Annotated in this window: 14 protein-coding genes; 6 read left to right on the top strand and 8 right to left on the bottom strand. The window is 72.8% G+C overall.

Features of this window, described 5'->3' with window-relative positions; translation table 11 throughout:
- Positions 1-289 precede the first annotated feature (289 nt).
- The 4 genes from ABZ490_RS37345 to ABZ490_RS37330 form a co-directional block, all read right to left on the bottom strand.
- Positions 290-913, bottom strand: coding sequence for a GntR family transcriptional regulator (locus ABZ490_RS37345; protein WP_359000744.1), 624 nt, complete (start codon positions 911-913; stop codon positions 290-292).
- Positions 914-1,157: 244 nt separating this feature from the next.
- Positions 1,158-2,918 (bottom strand): 2-oxoglutarate dehydrogenase, E2 component, dihydrolipoamide succinyltransferase, encoded by a 1,761-nt coding sequence (sucB, locus tag ABZ490_RS37340; RefSeq protein ID WP_359000741.1) that lies wholly within the window; start codon positions 2,916-2,918, stop codon positions 1,158-1,160.
- 60 nt (positions 2,919-2,978) lie between these two features.
- Positions 2,979-4,367: a dihydrolipoyl dehydrogenase gene (gene lpdA / locus ABZ490_RS37335; protein ID WP_359000738.1), complete on the bottom strand. Its 1,389-nt coding sequence runs from the start codon at positions 4,365-4,367 to the stop codon at positions 2,979-2,981.
- Between the two features lie 639 nt (positions 4,368-5,006).
- Positions 5,007-6,533 carry a leucyl aminopeptidase gene (locus tag ABZ490_RS37330; RefSeq protein WP_359000735.1) on the bottom strand — a complete coding sequence of 509 codons (1,527 nt, stop codon included), beginning with the start codon at positions 6,531-6,533 and terminating at the stop codon, positions 5,007-5,009.
- Between the two features lie 389 nt (positions 6,534-6,922).
- Between ABZ490_RS37330 and ABZ490_RS37325 the strand changes: the two genes are divergently transcribed.
- The 4 genes from ABZ490_RS37325 (at position 6,923) to ABZ490_RS37310 (ending at position 12,869) form a co-directional block, all read left to right on the top strand.
- Complete coding sequence (locus ABZ490_RS37325) at positions 6,923-8,959, top strand: hypothetical protein (protein WP_359000732.1); 2,037 nt, start codon at positions 6,923-6,925, stop codon at positions 8,957-8,959.
- Positions 8,960-9,106: 147 nt separating this feature from the next.
- Entirely contained in the window at positions 9,107-10,624 is a 1,518-nt protein-coding gene (gene pelF / locus ABZ490_RS37320; protein WP_359000729.1) for a GT4 family glycosyltransferase PelF, read from the top strand.
- Positions 10,621-12,069 carry a hypothetical protein gene (locus tag ABZ490_RS37315; protein WP_359000726.1) on the top strand — a complete coding sequence of 483 codons (1,449 nt, stop codon included), beginning with the start codon at positions 10,621-10,623 and terminating at the stop codon, positions 12,067-12,069. The genes pelF and ABZ490_RS37315 overlap by 4 nt, the downstream gene beginning before the upstream one ends.
- Positions 12,066-12,869, top strand: coding sequence for an endo alpha-1,4 polygalactosaminidase (locus ABZ490_RS37310; RefSeq protein ID WP_359000723.1), 804 nt, complete (start codon positions 12,066-12,068; stop codon positions 12,867-12,869). Before ABZ490_RS37315 ends, ABZ490_RS37310 begins: the two co-directional genes overlap by 4 nt.
- 7 nt (positions 12,870-12,876) lie before the next feature.
- Here the strand turns inward: ABZ490_RS37310 and ABZ490_RS37305 are convergent, their stop codons facing one another.
- A complete protein-coding gene (locus tag ABZ490_RS37305; protein WP_359000809.1) occupies positions 12,877-13,659 on the bottom strand; it encodes an adenosylcobinamide-GDP ribazoletransferase in 783 nt (260 codons plus the stop codon).
- Positions 13,660-13,732: 73 nt separating this feature from the next.
- Here ABZ490_RS37305 and ABZ490_RS37300 point away from each other — a divergent pair, with 73 nt between their 5' ends.
- Positions 13,733-14,491 carry a hypothetical protein gene (locus ABZ490_RS37300; RefSeq protein WP_359000720.1) on the top strand — a complete coding sequence of 253 codons (759 nt, stop codon included), beginning with the start codon at positions 13,733-13,735 and terminating at the stop codon, positions 14,489-14,491.
- Here the strand turns inward: ABZ490_RS37300 and ABZ490_RS37295 are convergent.
- From ABZ490_RS37295 to cobT, 3 genes are read right to left on the bottom strand one after another with little or no spacing between them, the layout of a single operon-like run.
- Positions 14,488-15,192 (bottom strand): hypothetical protein, encoded by a 705-nt coding sequence (locus tag ABZ490_RS37295; protein WP_359000717.1) that lies wholly within the window; start codon positions 15,190-15,192, stop codon positions 14,488-14,490. The genes ABZ490_RS37300 and ABZ490_RS37295 overlap by 4 nt on opposite strands.
- Entirely contained in the window at positions 15,189-16,901 is a 1,713-nt protein-coding gene (locus ABZ490_RS37290) for a phosphatidylglycerol lysyltransferase domain-containing protein (protein ID WP_359000714.1), read from the bottom strand. The genes ABZ490_RS37295 and ABZ490_RS37290 overlap by 4 nt, the downstream gene beginning before the upstream one ends.
- Positions 16,902-16,960: 59 nt before the next feature.
- Positions 16,961-18,103, bottom strand: a complete 1,143-nt coding sequence (gene cobT / locus ABZ490_RS37285; protein ID WP_359000711.1) for a nicotinate-nucleotide--dimethylbenzimidazole phosphoribosyltransferase — start codon at positions 18,101-18,103, stop codon at positions 16,961-16,963.
- Between the two features lie 153 nt (positions 18,104-18,256).
- Here cobT and ABZ490_RS37280 point away from each other — a divergent pair, with 153 nt between their 5' ends.
- The gene (locus tag ABZ490_RS37280; protein ID WP_359000709.1) at positions 18,257-19,165 is read left to right on the top strand and encodes a class I SAM-dependent methyltransferase; all 909 of its coding nucleotides are present in this window, start codon (positions 18,257-18,259) and stop codon (positions 19,163-19,165) included.
- Positions 19,166-19,187: the final 22 nt, after the last annotated feature.

Below are 19,187 nucleotides of genomic sequence, written 5' to 3'. Positions count from 1 at the left end.
GTCGCCGCCTTCCTCAGTCGAAGGGGGTTCCCTCATCGGTAAGGGTTCGGGGGTGCCCTTGGTCTTTGGCAGGACAGGGCTGAGGGCCCCGGTGGGAGCCCGTCGGCGACTCTAACTCCCTGATCGATGATCGATCAAAGGGTTGAAGGGAAAAACCTCTCGATTACGAGAAAGTCGGCACGGGGTGTCTTTCGGACAGGCACCCGGTGCCGCTTATATCGGGCGTTTTCGCAGGTGAGGGCACACGCATGAGCGCCTGCACGCTCCACTGGACCAGGCCCACGGCCGACTAGGCGCGCGGAGCGCAGCCGAGGACGTGGGCCTTCACCAGCTCCGCGATCCTCGGGTCCCGGCGGCGGAACGCCTGCACCAGCTCCTCGTGCTCCTCCGCGTACGACTGCTGCACCGTGCCCAGCCAGCGGATGGACAGCGCGGTGAACACCTCGATGCCGAGGCCCTCCCAGGTGTGCAGCAGCACCGAGTTGCCTGCCGCCCGGACCAGCTCGCGGTGGAAGCCGACCGTGTGGCGGACCTGGGCCGTGCCGTCGGCGTTGCGGTCGGCCTCGTACAGAGCGGCCACGTGCGGCTCCAGCGCCGAGCAGTCCTCGGCCAGCCGCCGGGCCGCCAGCTCGGCGGCGATGGCCTCCAGACCGGCCCGCACCGGGTAGCTCTCCTCCAGGTCGGCCGCGGTCAGATTGCGCACCCGGACGCCCTTGTTCGGCGCGGACTCGATCAGACGCAGGCTCTCCAGCTCGCGCAGGGCCTCGCGCACCGGGGTCTGGCTGACCTCCAGCTCGGTGGCGATCCGCCGCTCCACGATCCGCTCACCCGGCTTCCAGCGCCCGCTGACGATCCCCTCCACGATGTGCTCGCGGATCTGCTCGCGCAGCGAGTGGACGACGGGCGCGGTCATGAGTGCTCCTTAGACAGGGGCCGCCCTTGGGCCCCGGGGGCGTTGACGTTTAGACAATACGGCCGGTTCATGTCGGGGGTCAGGCGGGCGGGGGCGCTTTTACGCAGGTGAGACATGGCTTACACGTGCGCCTGCGGTGCGATGCAGCCCCGTGCCCCTGGGAAGTCCAAGCTGCCCTACGCCACAAAGCGGCGCCCCGCCCGGGTGAGCCCGGGCGGGGCGCCGTACCGCGTGATCAGGTGGCTCAGAGGCCGAGCTCGACCTCGAACTCGCCCGCCTCCAGGATCGACTTGACCGCGGTCAGGTAACGGGCCGCGTCGGCGCCGTCGACCAGGCGGTGGTCGTAGGACAGGGTCAGGTACGTCATGTCGCGGACGCCGATGACCGTGCCCTCCTCCGTCTCGATGACGGCCGGACGCTTCACCGTGGCACCGATGCCGAGGATCGCGACCTGGCCCGGCGGCACGATGATCGTGTCGAAGAGCGCGCCGCGCGAACCGGTGTTGGAGATGGTGAAGGTCGCGCCGGACAGCTCGTCCGGGGTGATCTTGTTGCCGCGGACCTTGCCGGCCAGGTCGGCCGTGGCCTTGGCGATCCCCGCGATGTTGAGGTCGCCGGCGCCCTTGATGACCGGGGTCATCAGGCCCTTCTCCGAGTCCACCGCGATCCCGACGTTCTCGGAGTCGAAGTAGGTGATCGTGCCCTCGGCCTCGTTGATCTTGGCGTTGATGACCGGGTGGGCCTTCAGCGCCTGGGCCGCCGCCTTCACGAAGAACGGCATCGGGGAGAGCTTGACGCCCTCGCGCGCGGCGAAGGAGTCCTTGGCCTGGTTGCGCAGGCGCATCAGACGGGTGACGTCGACCTCGACGACCGAGGACAGCTGCGCCTGCTCGTGCAGCGCCTTGACCATGTTGTCGCCGATGACCTTGCGGATGCGGGGCATCTTCACGGTCTGGCCGCGCAGGGGGGAGACCTCCAGCGCCGGGGCCTTCTTCGCGGCGACCGGCGCGGCCGCGGCGGCCGGAGCCGGAGCGGCGGCGGCCTTCGCGGCCTCGGCGGCGGCGATGACGTCCTGCTTGCGGATACGACCGCCGACGCCGGTGCCCTTGACGGAGCCCAGGTCGACGCCGTTCTCGGCGGCGAGCTTGCGCACCAGCGGGGTGACGTAGGCACCCTCGTCGGTGGGCTGGGCGGCGGCGGGCGCGGGAGCCACGGGCGCCGGGGCGACCGGGGCCGGAGCGGCCGGCGCGGGGGCCGGAGCCGCGGGCTGGACCGGGGCCGGGGCGGCGGCGGCCGGGGCGGCCGGAGCAGCCGGGGCCGGAGCGGCGGGGGCCGGGGCAGCGGCGGCGGGCGCCGGAGCCGGGGCGGCCGGGGCCGGAGCGGCGGCCGGAGCCGCGCCCGGGGCGCCGATGACGGCGAGCTTGGCGCCGACCTCGGCGGTCTCGTCCTCACCGACGACGATCTCCAGCAGGACACCGGCGACCGGCGCCGGGATCTCGGTGTCGACCTTGTCCGTGGAGACCTCGAGCAGGGGCTCGTCCTCCGCGACCTCCTCGCCGACCTCCTTCAGCCAGCGGGTGACGGTGCCCTCGGTGACGGACTCGCCGAGCGCGGGCAGGACCACGTCCGTGCCGGTGGCGCCGGCGGCCGGAGCGGCCGGGGCCTCGGCGGCGGGGGCCGGGGCGGGGGCGGCCGGGGCCTCGGCCACGGGCGCCGGAGCCGCGGCGGGCTCGGCGGCCGGAGCCGGGGCTGCGGCCGGGGCGCCGGTGCCGTCGTCGATGATCGCCAGCTCGGCGCCCACCTCGACGGTCTCGTCCTCGGCGACCTTGATGGACGCCAGGATGCCCGCGGCGGGCGCGGGGATCTCGGTGTCGACCTTGTCGGTGGAGACCTCGAGCAGCGGCTCGTCGGCCTCTACGCGCTCACCCTCGGCCTTCAGCCAGCGGGTGACGGTGCCCTCGGTGACGCTCTCGCCGAGCGCCGGAAGGGTTACGGAAACCGCCATGGTTTCGGTTGCTCCTTACGAGTTGCGGAAGTCTGTGTCGTCGCTTCGTCGACCGAGGGGTCAGTCGTGCGCGTGCAGCGGCTTGCCCGCGAGGGCCAGGTGGGCCTCGCCGAGCGCCTCGTTCTGCGTCGGGTGGGCGTGGATGAGCTGGGCGACCTCGGCCGGCAGCGCTTCCCAGTTGTAGATCAGCTGGGCCTCGCCGACCTGCTCGCCCATGCGGTCGCCGACCATGTGGACGCCGACCACGGCGCCGTCCTTGACCTGGACGAGCTTGATCTCGCCCGCGGTGTTCAGGATCTTGCTCTTGCCGTTGCCCGCCAGGTTGTACTTCAGAGCGACGACCTTGTCCGCGCCGTAGATCTCCTTGGCCTTGGCCTCGGTGATGCCCACGGAGGCGACCTCGGGGTGGCAGTACGTCACCCGCGGGACACCGTCGTAGTCGATCGGGACGGTCTTCAGACCGGCCAGACGCTCCGCCACCAGGATGCCCTCGGCGAAGCCGACGTGCGCGAGCTGGAGGGTCGGGACCAGGTCACCGACGGCCGAGACGGTGGGGACGTTCGTCCGCATGTACTCGTCGACCAGGACATAGCCGCGGTCCATCGCGATGCCCTGCTCCTCGTAGCCGAGCCCGGCGGAGACCGGGCCGCGGCCGACCGCGACCAGCAGGATCTCGGCCTCGAACTCCTTGCCGTCGGCCAGGGTGACCTTGACGCCGTCGGCGGTGTACTCGGCCTTCGAGAAGAAGGTGCCCAGGTTGAACTTGATGCCGCGCTTGCGGAAGGCGCGCTCGAGCAGCTTGGAGCTGTTCTCGTCCTCGACCGGGACGAGGTGCTTCAGGCCCTCGATGACGGTGACGTCGGCGCCGAAGGACTTCCACGCCGAGGCGAACTCGACGCCGATGACACCGCCGCCCAGGATGATCGCGGACTTCGGCACGCGGTCCAGGACGAGGGCGTGGTCGGAGGAGATGATCCGGTTGCCGTCGATCTCCAGGCCCGGCAGCGACTTCGGCACGGAGCCGGTCGCCAGCAGGACGTGGCGGCCCTGGATCCGCTGCCCGTTGACATCGACGGAGGTCGCCGACGACAGCCGGCCCTCACCCTCGATGTAGGTCACCTTGCGGGAGGCGACCAGCCCCTGGAGGCCCTTGTACAGACCGGAGACGACCCCGTCCTTGTACTTGTGGACCCCGGCGATGTCGATGCCCTCGAAGGTGGCCTTGACGCCGAACTGCGCGCTCTCGCGGGCCTGGTCGGCGATCTCGCCCGCGTGCAGCAGGGCCTTGGTGGGGATGCAACCCCGGTGCAGGCAGGTGCCGCCGACCTTGTCCTTCTCGATCAGGGCGACGTCCAGGCCCAGCTGCGCCCCGCGCAGGGCCGCGGCGTAACCGCCACTACCACCGCCGAGGATCACTAGGTCGAAAACGGTGCTGGCGTCGTTCGCCACGTCACGTCCTCCATGCATGTGCGCCGTGCGCCGGTCGTCGCTGACCGCCGGCGGCTGGTGTCCGGCCGCTCTTTCTCCGGCCCTGTGGTGGGGGCCCTGTCCTGCCGACGCCCATCCTCGCACTTGTCGGAGGCCGACGAGACACGGGGCACCTATGTGAGACGCCCCACTGTGCCGCCTCGGGCACCGCGCGCCCGCACCGATCTGCGCCTCCACCGCACGGACACGCCCGACCGGGCTCCCTGGTGACGGACGCAACAGGCCCCACCCAGGACCGCGGGGCGGTATTGATCTGCGGCTCCGCCGCGGGGGCGCGACGGGCTGGGGCCCGCTGGTGACGGACGTGACGGGTCGCACTCAGGGGTGCGGGGCTGCACCGGTCCGCAGCTCCGCCGCGCGGGTGCGACCGGCTGGGGTGCGCTGGTGACGGACGTGACGGGTCGCACTCAGGGGCCGTGGGGCTGTGTTGATCTGCGGCTCCGCCGCGGGGGCGCGACCGGCTGGGGTGCGCTGGTGACGGACGTGACGGGTCCCACCCAGGGGCGCGGGGAACTGCGCGACAAGCCACATCCGGCCCGTACTCGCCTCACAGACGGTCGGACCCGAGTGATCAGGCGCACAGTCCCCCAGCCCAGGCGGCTAGCCCAGCTCACCCGCCGCGGTCAGCTCCGCGAGGCGGACCAGGGTCCGCACCGCGGTGCCGGTGCCGCCCTTCGGCGTGTACCCGAAGGGCCCGCCCTCGTTGAACGCGGGCCCGGCGATGTCCAGGTGCGCCCAGGTGATCCCCTCGCCCACGAACTCGCGCAGGAACAGACCGGCCACCAGCCCGCCGCCCATCCGCTCACCCATGTTCGCGATGTCGGCGGTGGGGGAGTCCATGCCCTTGCGCAGGTGCTCCGGCAGCGGCATCGGCCAGGCCGGCTCGCCGACCTCCTCGGCGGCCTCGTACACCGCCGTGCGGAACGCGTCGTCGTTGGCCATGACGCCGAACGTCCGGCTGCCCAGCGCCAGCATCATCGCGCCGGTCAGCGTCGCCACGTCGACGATCGCGTCCGGCTTCTCCTGGGACGCCGCCCACAGCGCGTCCGCGAGGACCAGCCGGCCCTCCGCGTCGGTGTTCAGCACCTCCACGGTCTTGCCGCTGAACATCCGCAGCACGTCACCCGGGCGGGTGGCGGTGCCGGACGGCATGTTCTCGGCCAGCGCCAGCCAGCCGGTGACGTTGACCTCGAGGCCGAGCCGCGCGGCGGCGACCACGGCGGCGAAGACCGCCGCCGCCCCGCTCATGTCGCACTTCATCGTCTCGTTGTGGCCGGCCGGCTTCAGCGAGATGCCGCCCGAGTCGTAGGTGATGCCCTTGCCGACGAAGGCGAGGTGCTTGTCCGCCTTCGAGGAGGTGTACGACAGCTTGACCAGGCGCGGAGCCGCGGCGGAGCCGCCGCCGACGCCCAGGATGCCGCCGTAGCCGCCCTTGGCGAGGGCCTTCTCGTCGAGCACCTGGACCTTGATGCCGTGCTCCTTGGCCGCGGTCTGCGCCAGGGTGGCGAACGCCTCGGGGTCGAGGTCGTTCGGCGGCATGTTGATGAGGTCGCGGGCCCGGTTGAGCTCCTCGCCGACGGCGGTGGCACGGGCGAGCGCGGCCTTGTGGGCGGCGTCGCGCGGCTTCCCGCCGAGCAGGGCGGCCTCGGCGAGCGGCGCCTTGGCGTTCTTGGCCTTGGCGTCGGCGCCGTTCTGCTTGTAGACGTCGAAGGAGTAGGCGCCCAGCACCACGCCCTCGGCGACCGCGCCGACGTCGGCGGCGTCCGTCAGGGGCAGGGCAAAGGCGGCCTTCTTGGAGCCGGTGAGGGCGCGGGCGGCCACGCCGGCCGCCCTGCGCAGCGCCTCGGCGTCGTAGGAGGCGTCCTTCTCGGGCTCCGCGCCCAGCCCCACCGCGAGCACGAGCGGCGCCTTGAAGCCGGCCGGGGCGGGCAGCTTCGTCACCTCGCCCTCGGCGCCGGTGGCACCGAGGGTTTCCAGCACGCCGGCGAGGCGGCCGTCGTAGGCCTGGTCGACGGGCTCGGAGCCCGGGGCAACGATCGGGCCCTTTACGCCCTTGGCGACACCGATCACGATCGCGTCGGCCCGAAGGCCGGGCGCCGCGGCGGTGCTGAGAGTGAGAGCAGTCACGGTGGTGAAATCTCGCTTCCGATGTGGAGTTGCTGTGGCCGGAATGGGTGGGTCGACCGGGCCCGGCAGCAGACCCTAGACGGTGTCTGATCTCGTCCGGAGGCGCGGTCGCCTGCGGGGTGCGTCGCATCGGCGCGGCGAACCGGCGTGACGAACCCCGCAACGAGCCTACGCGTGCCTGCGCATTCGCTCATGCACGCGAGCGTTCACCTGTCTGTGGCGTCGTAGCCATTTCTGGATCCTTGCACTCCATGAGGTGGGTCACACTCGTCGGGTTCCGGCGAAGAGATCACTTCGCTGTTTCACACGATTTCCACGGATCCTTCGCCGTATCGGCACAGCCATGCCTGCTGCCCGCGCGGAGATCCATCTCTGGGGGAGGACACACCATGGCGCAGCGTGCGCACATGTGGAGAAACGCCAAGAACGCCGCCGCCTTCATGGCGGCCGCGGGGCTGACGGCGCTGAGTCTGGGGGCGGCACCCGGCGCCACCGCGGCAGGGGAGCCGCGGATCGACCTGAGGGTCCTGGTCGTGGACAACGGGGACACCCCCGTGCAGGCCATCACCGCCCAGCTGAAGAGCACCGGCATCCCGTACACCGTCGTCGACCTGAACTCCGCGAGCCGGCCGACCATCAACGCCGCCTTCCTGGCGGACACCGTGAACGGGACCGCGAGGGCGAAATTCCAGGGCGTCGTACTGCCCAACGAGGCACCGTTCGGGGCCGGTTCGGCCGAGCAGACCGCGCTGGAGACGTACGAGAGGACCTACGGCATCCCGCAGGTCGACGCCTACACCTGGGCGCACCCCGAGGTCGGCCTGGACTACGCGACCTACTCCGGCTCCCTCGACGGGCGGCAGGCGTCGGTGACCACGGCCGGCAGGTCAGGCTGGTTCGGCTACCTCGACGGCGGCTTCACCTTCGAGGACAACTCGCCCACGATCGGCGAGAGTTACGGCTACCTGGCGGCACCCAGGGCCGGCTACACCAGCTATGTCGACGCACCGCTGCCGGGGGGCGGCGGCACCGGCAGCCTGATCGGCGAGTACGCCCACGACGGACGCCGCGAGCTGGTCGTGACGTTCGCCTACAACACGTACCAGCAGCAGTTCCGGCTGCTCGCCCGCGGCATCGTCGAGTGGCTCACCCAGGGCGTCCACCTCGGCCAGGCCCGCAACTACTTCGCGGTCCACGTCGACGACGTGTTCGCGCCCGACGCCCGCTGGGACGCCGCGCGCAACTGCACGCCCGGCGACATCGACTGCGTCGGCGGCGGGGACGACAGCGAGACCCCGATCCGGATGACGGCCGCCGACGCGGCCTACGCCGCCCAGTGGCAGCAGGAACACGGCTTCACCATGGACATGGTGTACAACGCCGGCGCCGGGGAGGAGTGGAAGACCGAGAACGGCGGCACCGACGCCATGGCCGACCGGCTCCTCGCCGACAAGGCCAAGTACCGCTGGATCAACCACACCTACACCCACCCGTTCCTCGGCTGTGTGCAGGACACCTCCACCGTGCCGTGGAGCTGCGCGAAGAACGCCGACGGCTCGACGCAGTACATGAGCCGCGCCGACATCTCCGCGCAGATCCGCGACAACAACAACTGGGCGGCCACCAAGGGCCTGCCGGTCGACCGCACCGAGCTGGTCACCGGTGAGCACTCGGGCCTCAAGACGCTGCCGCAGCAGCCGAACGACAACCCGAACCTGGCCCGCGCGCTCTCCGACAACGGCGTCAAGTGGATCGCCTCGGACAACTCGCGCGAGCCCGAGCAGCGCGCCGTGGGCAACGCGCTGACCGTCCCGCGCTACCCGATGAACGTGTACTACAACACGGGCACCAAGGCGGAGATGGCCGACGAGTACAACTGGATCTACACCTCCAAGGCCGACGGCGGCAGCGGTGTCTGCGAGGGCAACGCCTCCTCCACCTGCCTCTCCCAGCCGCTGGACACGGCCACCGGCTACGACGACGTCATCGTCCCGCAGGAGGCCCGCACCGACCTGGGCCACGTCATCAGCAACGACCCGCGGCCGCACTACGCCCACCAGTCCAACCTGGCCGAGGACCGTCTCCTCTACCCGGTCATGGACAAGGTCCTCGCCGACTACCAGGCCCTGTTCGCCGACAACACCCCCGTGGAGAACCTCCGCCAGAGCGCCATCGGCACCGAACTCCAGCGCCGCGCCGCCTGGCAGGCCGCCGTCGCCGCCAACAAGGTGACCGCGTACCGCATCGGCAACACGGTCACGATCACCGCCCCGAACGGCACCCAGATCCCGGTCACGGCCCCCGAGGGCACCAAGAAGCAGCAGCTCCTCGGCACCTCCGCCTTCGGCACCCCGTACGCGGGCCGCCGCTCGGACTGGACCACGGCCGCCGGCCTCGGCAACACGGTCACGCTGAAGCTGGCGTAACGACCAACACCCCTGGAGGGCGCGCACAGCGCATGCCCTCCAGGGGCGCGGGGAACTGCGCGACCGGCCACCACGAACCCGCACCCGGCATCCGGTCCGCAGTTCCCCCACAGAATCCGCACCACAACAGGGGGAAGCGGCGCAGCCATGCGCACAGGCCGAAGCGTCACCATGCTCACCGAAGGCACCTACCCGCTCGTCCACGGCGGCGTCAGCACCTGGTGCGACCAACTCGTCAAGGGCATGCCGGAGGTGGACTTCCACGTCGTCTCGCTCTCCGGCAGCGGCCGCGAACCCGTGACCTGGGAGCTGCCGCCCAACGTCCGCCGCCACAGCTCCGTGCCGACCTGGGGCCCGCGCCCCGGCCGCCACCGGCCGCCGTACGGCAGGGACCTGCGCCGCTTCGGCGACGCCCACGAACGTCTGCTGCTCTCGATCCTCGACCCCGAGTCCCCCTGCGACTTCGGCGAGAGCCTCTACGAACTGGCCGCGCTCGCCCGCGAGGGCCGGCTGTCGGCGGCCCTGCGCACCGAGACCGCGCTGCGCGCCCTGCTGGCGATCTGGACCATGCCGCACCTGCCCACCGCGGCCGCCGCCCCCACCGTGCACGACGCGCTCACCGCCGTCGACCTGCTCGAACACGCCCTGCGCCCGCTGGGCTTCACGGTCCCCGCCGACTCGGTCGCGCACGCCGTCAGCAGCGGCCTCGCCACCCTGCCCGCGCTCGCCGCCCGCCACTTCGACGGCGTGCCGTTCCTCCTCACCGAGCACGGCATCTATCTGCGCGAGCGCTACCTCGGCAGCCGCAGCGAACCCCAGCGCTGGCCGGTGAAGGCCTTCATGCTCGGCTTCCACCGCGCCCTGAACTCCCTCGGCTACCGCGCGGCGGACCTCATCACGCCCTGCAACCAGTACAACCGCCGCTGGGAGGAACGCGGCGGCGCCGACTCGCGGAAGATCCGCACGGTCTACAACGGCGTCGACCCGCACGCCTTCCCGCACGCCGGACCCGAGCCCGCCGTGCCCACCCTGGCCTGGTGCGGCCGCATCGACCCCATCAAGGACCTGGAGACCCTGCTCCGCGCCTACGCCGTCGTCCGCGCCGAACTCCCCGCCACCCGCCTGAGGTTGTTCGGTCCCGTGTCCCCCGGCTGCGAGGAGTACGCGACCCGGCTGGGCAAGCTCGCCGCCGAACTCGGCGTCACCGACGGCCTCACCTTCGAGGGCCGCGTCACCGACGTCTCGCGCGCCTACGCCGCCGGCCATCTCGTGCTGCTGTCCTCGATCTCCGAGGGCTTCCCGTTCTCCCTCATCGAGGCCATGTCCTGCGGCCGTACGACGGTGTCGACGGACGTCGGCGGAGTGCGCGAGGCCGTCGGCGACACCGGTCTGGTCGTCCCGCCGCGCGAGCCGGAGAAGCTGGCCGCCGCCGCCCTGACCCTGCTCAAGGACGACGAACGGCGCCTGAAGCTCGGCGCGTTGTCCCGACAGCGGGTCATCGACCGGTTCACGCTCCGCCGTTCGGTCGACCACTTCCGCACGATCTACCAGGAACTCGCGGGCCTGGACGTCTACGAACCCACGGTCGAGACGGTCGCCGACTGGACCGAGGAACTCCGCGACCCGTGGTACCGGGCCGTGGCGACGGACGGGACGGGCTGGTGAACCGCAGGACCACCGGCCGCGAGACGGCCGCACGCCCGCTCGTCCCCCGGCAGCGCACCGCACGGACCCCCTCCTGGGCCGCCCCCGACCCCCTCGACCGGCTCGCCGCCCAGCTCGGCGACTTCGCGGCCGCCGCCGTCCACCCGGACGAGATAGCCGCGGTGCTGGAGTCCGACGGCCTCTCCGACGACCGGATCCGCGAACGCTACGGCGTGCCCGACTCCTTCGCACTCGCCGAGAAGCTCTACACCCGCGTCCCGCGCCGCCACCCGGAACCCGGCACACCGCCGCACGACCCCTGGCGGGTCGGCCTGCGCGCCTGCCTCCTGCGCGGGCTCGTCTTCGCCCTGCCCGGCCTCGCTTACGTCCTCGGCGCCCCGCTGCTCACCGGCCCGCCCGGCGCCCTCGGCCTGCCGCCCAGCACGGTCCCGCTGCTGGCCGGCGCGCTGTTCGGCTGGACCTGGAACCAGGGCCTGTCACACCGGGCGTACGCCTGGCTGGGTCTCGGCGAACCCGCGGCCGCCCGGCGCTGCCTCCTCGTCGGGGCCCCGGTGGGCGCCCTGCTCGGCGCGCTGACCGCGCTGGCCTGCGCCGGGCCCGCCGACGGGGCGGCCGTGGCGTTCGCCGCCGGCCAGTCCTGCTACCTCGGCGCCTCCACCACCCTGCTCGTCCTCGGCCGCGAACGCGCCCTGCTGGCCGCCCTGACCCCACTCACGGCGGGCGCCCTCCTGACCCTCGTCCACCCCGTCCCCGACGCGCTCGGCCTGACCCTGCTGCTGGGCTCACTGGCCGCGGTGATGCTGCTCGGACTGCTCTCGGTCGCGCCCGCCGTACGGGAGCCGGGCTCCAGGGCCGACGCCCCCGCGGCGGCGGCCTCCCTGCCGTACGCCCTGTTCGGCCTCGGCAGCGGCGCCCTCGTCCTGTACGCGGCCCTCGGCGACATCCTGGCCGGGCAGGAGCACAGCGCGCTCGCCGCCCCCTCCGCCGTGGCGCTCACCCTCAGCATGGGCCCCGCCGAATGGCTGCTGTACCGCTTCCGCAGCGGCAGCCTGGCCGGACTGCGCACCACGGGCACCCCGCACGCCTTCCGGCGGGCGACCCTGCGCACCGGCGCCGAGTGCCTCGCCGCCTACCTGCTGGTCCTCCTGGCCCTCGGCCCGGCCGCCACCGCGCTGTGGCCGGACACCCCCGGCCTCACCGCCGTACGCCTCGCGGACCTGCTCCTGCTCGGCGTGGTGCTGTGGACCGGGCTGCTGCTCCAGTCCTTCGGCGCGGTCCGCGGCCCGGCCGCCGTCTGCTGCGCCGCCGCCCTCGCCCAGACCCTCGCCCTGCTCACCCACCTCACCGACCCGCACGGGGTGGCCCTTACGGTGTACACCACGGCGGCCGCCGTCCAGGCGCTGCTGGTCCGCACACTCCTGGGAAGAGCGACGGCCCACCGATGAACACGCGATCCCTGCTCGCGACCGCGTCCCTGCTCCTGCTGCTCACGGGCTGCACGGCGGTCTCCGACGACCACGACGGCAACGACGGCGCGTCCGCGGGGAAGCGCTGGCAGCCCCGCCCCGGCACCGACTGGCAGTGGCAGCTCAGCGGCAAGCTGGACACCTCCGTGGACGTCCCCGTGTACGACATCGACGGCTTCGACCAGTCCGGGAAGACCGTCGCCGCCCTGCACCGGGACGGCCGCAAGGTCATCTGCTACCTGTCCACCGGTGCCTGGGAGGACTGGCGCCCGGACGCCGACGACTTCCCGAAGTCGGTGATCGGCAAGGGCAACGGCTGGAAGGGCGAGCGCTGGCTCGACATCCGCGCGGTGGACGTCCTCGAACCCCTGATGGCGGCGCGCCTCGACATGTGCCGGGACAAGGGCTTCGACGCGGTCGAGCCGGACAACATGGACGGCTACAAGAACACCACCGGCTTCCCGCTGAAGGCGGCCGACCAGCTCCGCTACAACCGGCTGCTCGCCCGCCTCGCCCACGAGCGGGGCATGTCCGTCGGCCTGAAGAACGACCTCGACCAGATCCCCGCACTCGTCGACGACTTCGACTTCGCGGTCAACGAGCAGTGCGCGCAGTACGACGAGTGTGCGGACATGACCCCGTTCATCGAGGCGGACAAGGCGGTCTTCCACGTCGAGTACGAACTCCCGACCGGCGACTTCTGCGCCGAGTCCAAGCGCCTGAAACTGAGTTCGCTGCTGAAGAAGTACGAACTGGGGGTGTGGCGGGAGGCCTGCTGACCGTCGGCTAACCGCCCAGCGTCAGCGCCACCAGGGCCGTCGTCGCCGCGGTCTCCGCCACGCCGCCGAACACGTCTCCCGTCACCCCGCCGAAGCGGCGGGTGCAGTGGCGGAGGAGGAGTTCGGCGGTGGCGAGTGCGGCCAGCAGGGCGAGGGGCGTGCGAGCGGCGTCGTAGCCGCCGGACAGGGCACCGACGGCTGCCGCGGCGGCCGTGCACGCGGCCGCCAGCGCGAGGGCGGCCGGCACCGGGACCACGCCCGCCACCGCCGCGCCCAGGCCCTCCGGCCGGGCCGGCGGGACACCCGCCCGGGCCGCCAGGGTCAGCGCCAGCCGGGCCGCCACCGCCGAGACGACCGCCGCGACCGCACCCCGCGCCCACGAGCCGTCGTACAGCCGCGCCAGCGCCGCCACCTGGGCGAGCAGCACGAACACCAGCGTGAGCACCCCGAACGGCCCGATGTCCGACTGCTTCATGATCCGCAGCGCGTCCTCGGCGGGCTTGCCGCTGCCCAGACCGTCCGCCGTGTCGGCCAGCCCGTCGAGATGCAGCCCGCGCGTGAGCACGGCGGGTACGGCGGCGGAGCCGACGGCGGCGAGCAGCGGGCCCGCGCCGAGGAGGAGCAGCAGCAGACCGAGGCCCGCCGCGACGCCCCCGACGACCAGCCCGACCACGGGCGCGCACAGCATGCCGCCGCGCGCCGCCTCCCGGTCCCAGCGGCTCACCCGTACGGGGAGCACGGTGAGGGTGCCGAAGGCGAAGCGGAGGCCGTGCAGCGGTGGCGGGGTCATGGACACGGCGGCAGACTAGCCCGGACGCCGTTCCCGCGAGGCAGCCCACCCCACCCCCCGCGACACTGGGGACATGGGCGAATGGATCCAGCGCAACATCGTCGAGCCGGGGAAACTCCCGCTGCTGCTCGCCCTGACCGCGTTCGTCCTCACCTTCCTGATCACCCGGATGATCACCCGGATGATCCGGGCGGGCAAGGGTCCGTTCGGCAACATCAGCTCCGGCGGGGTGCACATCCACCATGTCGTCCCCGGGGTCGTCCTGATCGTCGCGGGAGGCTTCGGCGCGGTGGCGAGCGGGGCGCGCGGCTTCGGCTCCGGGGTCTTCGCGGTGATCTTCGGCATCGGGGCGGGGCTGGTCCTCGACGAGTTCGCGCTGATCCTGCACCTCGACGACGTGTACTGGACGGAGGCGGGGCGCAAGAGCGTCGAGGCGGTGGTGCTGACGGCCGCGCTCGGGGGGCTGCTGCTGGTGGGGTCGGCGCCGTTCGGGGTGAACGACATGAGCGACGCGGAGCTCCAGGACCGGGGGGCCGTACTGGCGACGGTCACCGTGAATTTCCTGCTGTCGCTGGCCGTGCTGTTCAAGGGCAAGATCAAGATGGCCGTGTTCAGTGTGTTCATCCCGTTCATCGGGCTGGTCGGCCTGGTGCGGCTGGCCCGGCCCGGGTCGCCCTGGGCGCGGCGCTTCTACCGGCGGCGGCCGCGGGCCCGGGCCCGGGCGCTGCTGCGGGCGTACCGGCACGATCGGCGGTGGGTGGGGCCGGGGAGGGTGCTGGGGGACTGGCTCGGGGGGAAGACGGATGCGGAGCTTGCGCGCAAGGGCGCCTAGTGGGGGTGGGTGCGTCCGTTGTTCGGCGGGTGCGGGTGGGTCGTGGCCGGTCGCGCAGTTCCCCGCGCCCCTTTGGTGGGACATCTTGCCGCGCACAGCAAAGCCACCGCCGCCATAGCCGCCAAGTGCTCCTTGCCCGCCAGGTTGTTCTTCAGGGCGGCCTCCAGCAGCATCGCCGCGACCACCGCCGCCGTCGTGGCGTAGGCCCGATGGCGCCAGCCCAGGTACACGGCCAGGCCCACCACCGCCGCCGACGGGCCGGTGTCCACCACCTGGGCGTCCGTGGCGGGGAGGGTGTCCAGGGCGATGGCCGCGCGGGCGTACAGGGTGCCGGCGAGCGTCGCGACGTACGCCACGGCCAGGGTGCGCCCGCGGCCCAGGCAGATCTCCGCGAGGCCGAACACCAGCAGGAGCTGGGCGAGGGCACCCCAGACCGGCAGGTCGAGGGCGGGGACGAAGAGGGAGAGCGGGGTGCGCAGGAGGGCGAGCCACAGGGGGTCCGCGGCCCGGACGGCGCCCAGGTCCTGGACCGGCCGGTAGCCCCAGGACTGGTTCTGCACGATCTGGAGGACCGACGTCAGACACACCGCGGCGAGCGTCATCGGTACCGCCCGCCACCGCCGCCGCACCAGGGGACCGCGCACGGCCGTGTACAGCGGCCCCCACTCGGCACGGGCCCACCGGGCGAGGCGACGCCTCACCGATGCGTCTCCAGATGCCGGCGATGCAGCCACTTCGGCAGCCCCGGCGCTTCCAGGAACCCCTCCGCCCGGGCCGACGCCAGGGCGATGCGGGGCAGGTCGGCGGTCTTCTCGAAGAGGAGGAACCGGGGCTCCCAGATGGGCCGGTACTTGGCGTTGGCGCGGTACAGGGACTCGATCTGCCACCAGCGGGAGAAGAAGCTCAGCAGGGACCGCCACAGCCTCAGCACCGGCCCGGCGCCGAGCCGCGCGCCCCGTTCGAAGACCGAGCGGAACATGGCGAAGTTGAGCGAGACCTGGGTGATCCCGATCTCCCGGGCGCGCCGGAGGAGGTCGATCACCATGAACTCCATCAGCCCGTTGTCGGAGTCCCGGTCGCGTCGCATCAGGTCGAGGGAGAGCCCCTGCGGGCCCCAGGGCACGAAGGAGAGCAGCGCGCGCAGCTCGCCGTGCGCGTCCGTGCACTCCAGCATCACGCAGCGCCCGTCCTCGGGGTCCCCGAGCCGGCCCAGCGCCATGCTGAACCCGCGCTCGGTGGCGCCGTCCCGCCAGTCGTCGGCGCGGCGCAGGAGGTACGCCAGCTCGTCGGCCGGGATGTCCTCGTGCCGCCGTACCCGCACCGTGTACCCGGCGCGGCGGACCCGGTTGTAGGCCTGCCGGACCGTCCGCATGGCCCGGCCCTCCAGCGTGAAGTCGGCGACCTCGACGATCGCCTCGTCGCCGAGTTCGAGGGCGTCCAGCCCGTGCCGGGCGTACACCGTCCCGGCCTCCTCGCCCGCCCCCATCACCGCCGGGATCCACCCGTGGGCCCGCGCCTCGGCGAGCCACGGCTCGATCGCCCCCGGCCAGGCCTCCGGGTCGCCGAGCGGATCCCCCGAGGCCAGGGACACCCCGCCGACCACCCGGTAGGCGACCGCCGCCTTCCCGGTCGGCGACCAGCGCACGCTCTTCTCCCGGCGCAGCGCGAAGTACCCGAGCGAGTCCCGCTCGCCATGCCGGCCGAGCAGCTCCCGCAGCCGCTTCTCGTCGTCCTCGGTGAGCGGGTCCACGGCCCGCCGGGAGCGGAAGGCCGCGTACAGGACGGCGAGGACGAGGGCCGTGCTCAGCACGTTGACGGTGACGTCGACCCAGTTCGGCGGGTCGATACCGGGGGAGCGGAAGTCGGTGATCGAGACCAGCCGCAGGGCCCCGTACCGCCAGCGCTCGGCGAACGTGGAGTGGCCCGGGGCCCGGTTGGTCGCCGTCACCAGCAGCGCCGCGAGCAGCGACGACACGAGCAGCCCGCCGGCGCCGACGGTCGCGGCGAGCCGGGGGTTGGCCCGGTCACCCCTGGCGTAGAACTCCCGCCGCCCGAGCACCAGCGTGCTCACGAAGGCGGCGGTCAGGGCCAGCGACACCCAGTTCTGCGGGTGCCGCCGGATCTCCGGGAACACCATGGCGAAGGCGAGCAGCGCGAGGAACGCCCCGCCGAGCGCGAGGTTGAGGATCCACGCGGCGCGCTTGCGGCGCCGCATGGTGATCGCCAGGAATGCCGTGAACACCCCGGAGGCGAAGCCGGCGGTCAGCAGATAGGGCGTGAACAGGTCCTCCTGGTTGTGCCGCCGCACGTCCTGCCCCAGGGAAACCCACACCGCGCTGAGGAAGTTGACGAAGGCGACGGCACGCAGGTACCAGACGGCGAGGACGGCGGCGACCCGGGCGTTTCCCATGAGTGGCGATCATATGGGTGCACTTCCGGGAAACCGCTCTTTTGTCGCCGCCTGTCCCTTTACGCCTCTTCTGTCTTCTCGTCCGTCTTCTCGTCCTGCTCCACGGAGTCCTCGGAGTCCTCGGAGCCTTCGAAGTCCTCGGAGGCCTCGGTCTTCTCCGGGCGCTCCGGCAGTTCGGCGGCCAGGGCCGCCGCGGCCTGCACCAGTGGCAGCGCCAGCAGTGCCCCCGCGCCCTCCCCGACCTTCACGCCCTGGTCGAGCAGCGGCTCCAGCGCCATCCGGTCCAGCGCCTTCGCCTGCCCCGGCTCACCGCTCTTGTTCGCCGCCAGCCACCAGTCCGGCGCCCGGAACGCGATCCGCTGTCCCACGAGCGCGCACGCGGCCGCCACGACCCCGTCCAGCACGACCGGCAACTTCCGTACGGCGCACTGGAGCAGAAAGCCCGTCATCGCGGCGAGGTCGGCCCCGCCCACGGTCGCCAGCAGCTGCAGCTGCTCCCCGAGTACCGGCCGTGCCCGCCGCAGCGCGTCCCGGATGGCCGCGCACTTGCGCATCCAGGCCAGGTCGTCGATGCCCTCGCCGCCCCGCCCGGTCACCACGGAGGCGTCGGTCCCGCACAGCGCGGCGACCAGCACCCCGGCCGCCGTGGTCCCGCCCACGCTGACATCGCCGAGGACGACCAGGTCCGTGCCGGAGTCGGCCTCCTCGTCCGCGACCGCCACGCCCGCCCGGAAGGCCGCCTCGGCCTCCTCGACGGTCAGGGCGTCCTCGATGTCGATCCGGCCGCTGCCGCGCCGCACCCGGTGCCGTACGACGTCCTCCGGGAACGCGTCCGGCTCGCAGTCCAGCGCCATGTCCACGATCCGCACGGGCACGTCGAGGCGCCGGGCGAGCACCGAGACCGGGCGGCCGCCCGCCAGGATCTCCCGCACCAGCTCCGCGGCGGTGCCGGCCGGCCGGACCGAGACGTCGAGCTCGGCGACGCCGTGGTCGCCGGCGAACAGCACCACCCGCGGCCGGACGACCGGCCGCACGGGCACCGAACCCTGCGCCGCCGCCAGCCACTCACCCAGGTCGTCCAGGCGCCCCAGCGATCCGGGCGGCACGATCTGGCGTTCCCGGCGGGCCTCCGCGTCGCGGCGGACGCCGCCGTCGGGGCGCTCGATCAGATCGGTGAAGTCGTCGAGATTAAGCGAGCTCATTCGCCGAACAGTACCGGCACCGGGCGACCGGTTCGGCGGCACATGGGCACCCCACAGGCGCGACGTCTTTGCACCCAAGATCGGTATCCCATACGTTCCGTTTTGCTGCGGAATGTCGTAGCGCTCGCCCCCTGCCCTTCCCCGGAGCCGCTCATGCCCTCCCGGCCCAGGCCCATCCACGATCCGCGCCGCGACGACTGCCCGTGGTGCGGATCGAAACGCCTGCGCACCCGACTGCGGTCACCGGACCTGCGCCACCGCAGACCGGGCACCTTCGTGGTCGACGAGTGCCGGGACTGCGCGCACGCCTTCCAGAACCCGCGCCTGACCCCCGAGGGACTGACGCTCTACGACGGTCCGCGCGACCGGCGCCACAGCCCCCGGCGGCTGCGGGCGACGGCCCGCGCGATGCTGCCGTTCCCGGAGCCGGAGAGCTGGCTGGACGTGGGGACGGGGGACGCGTACTTCCCCCTGGCCGCCAAGGCGCTGTTCGCCTACACGGCCTTCGACGGGGTGGACGTGACCCCGCGCGTGCAGCGGGCCCGGGCGGCGGGCCGCCTGGACGAGGCCCACCGGGGCGCGCTCACCGCACCCGACGTCCTCTCCCGGCTGCGTGGACGCTACGACGTCGTCAGCATGCTCCACCACCTCGAACACACCAGGGAACCCCGGGAGGAACTCGCCGCGGCCCTGGTGGCGTTGCGCCCCGGCGGCCACCTCCTCCTCGAACTCCCGGACCCCACCAGCGCGTCCGCGGCCGTCCTCGGCAAGTGGTGGCACCCCCACGACCAGCCCCGGCACCTGCACCTGATCCCCCTGGCCAACCTCCTGCCGGAACTCGAGTCGCGGGGCTGCGAGATCGTCCTGACGGACCGCAGGACCCCGCACACCCCGCACGACCTCTCGACGGCCGTCTCCCTCTACGCGAACAGAACCCGCCTGCACCGAGCGGCCGGCCCGCTGACCACCCTGGCCGCCGCCCTCGACCACGCCCTGGCCCCGGCCCTCCGCCGCACCCGCTTCTCGAACGCGTACCGGGTGATCGCCCGGAAGACCGGGTGACCACGGCCGTCGCGGGGGTGCG

Source organism: Streptomyces sp. NPDC005811, assembly GCF_040630405.1.
In the GTDB taxonomy this organism is placed as follows: Bacteria; Actinomycetota; Actinomycetes; order Streptomycetales; family Streptomycetaceae; genus Streptomyces.
Note: the sequence above shows the minus strand (reverse complement) of the source record. Positions and strands in the feature narration are given on the sequence as shown.

Excerpts from the sequence above, each read along its gene's own strand:
- ABZ490_RS37280 (WP_359000709.1), top strand. The coding sequence starts at position 18,257 with ATGCCCTCCCGGCCCAGGCCCATCCACGATCCGCGCCGCGACGACTGC.
- ABZ490_RS37305 (WP_359000809.1), bottom strand. The coding sequence starts at position 13,659 with ATGACCCCGCCACCGCTGCACGGCCTCCGCTTCGCCTTCGGCACCCTC.
- sucB (WP_359000741.1), bottom strand. The coding sequence starts at position 2,918 with ATGGCGGTTTCCGTAACCCTTCCGGCGCTCGGCGAGAGCGTCACCGAG.
- ABZ490_RS37345 (WP_359000744.1), bottom strand. The coding sequence starts at position 913 with ATGACCGCGCCCGTCGTCCACTCGCTGCGCGAGCAGATCCGCGAGCAC.
- ABZ490_RS37310 (WP_359000723.1), top strand. The coding sequence starts at position 12,066 with ATGAACACGCGATCCCTGCTCGCGACCGCGTCCCTGCTCCTGCTGCTC.
- ABZ490_RS37325 (WP_359000732.1), top strand. The coding sequence starts at position 6,923 with ATGGCGCAGCGTGCGCACATGTGGAGAAACGCCAAGAACGCCGCCGCC.
- ABZ490_RS37300 (WP_359000720.1), top strand. The coding sequence starts at position 13,733 with ATGGGCGAATGGATCCAGCGCAACATCGTCGAGCCGGGGAAACTCCCG.
- pelF (WP_359000729.1), top strand. The coding sequence starts at position 9,107 with ATGCGCACAGGCCGAAGCGTCACCATGCTCACCGAAGGCACCTACCCG.
- cobT (WP_359000711.1), bottom strand. The coding sequence starts at position 18,103 with ATGAGCTCGCTTAATCTCGACGACTTCACCGATCTGATCGAGCGCCCC.
- ABZ490_RS37290 (WP_359000714.1), bottom strand. The coding sequence starts at position 16,901 with ATGGGAAACGCCCGGGTCGCCGCCGTCCTCGCCGTCTGGTACCTGCGT.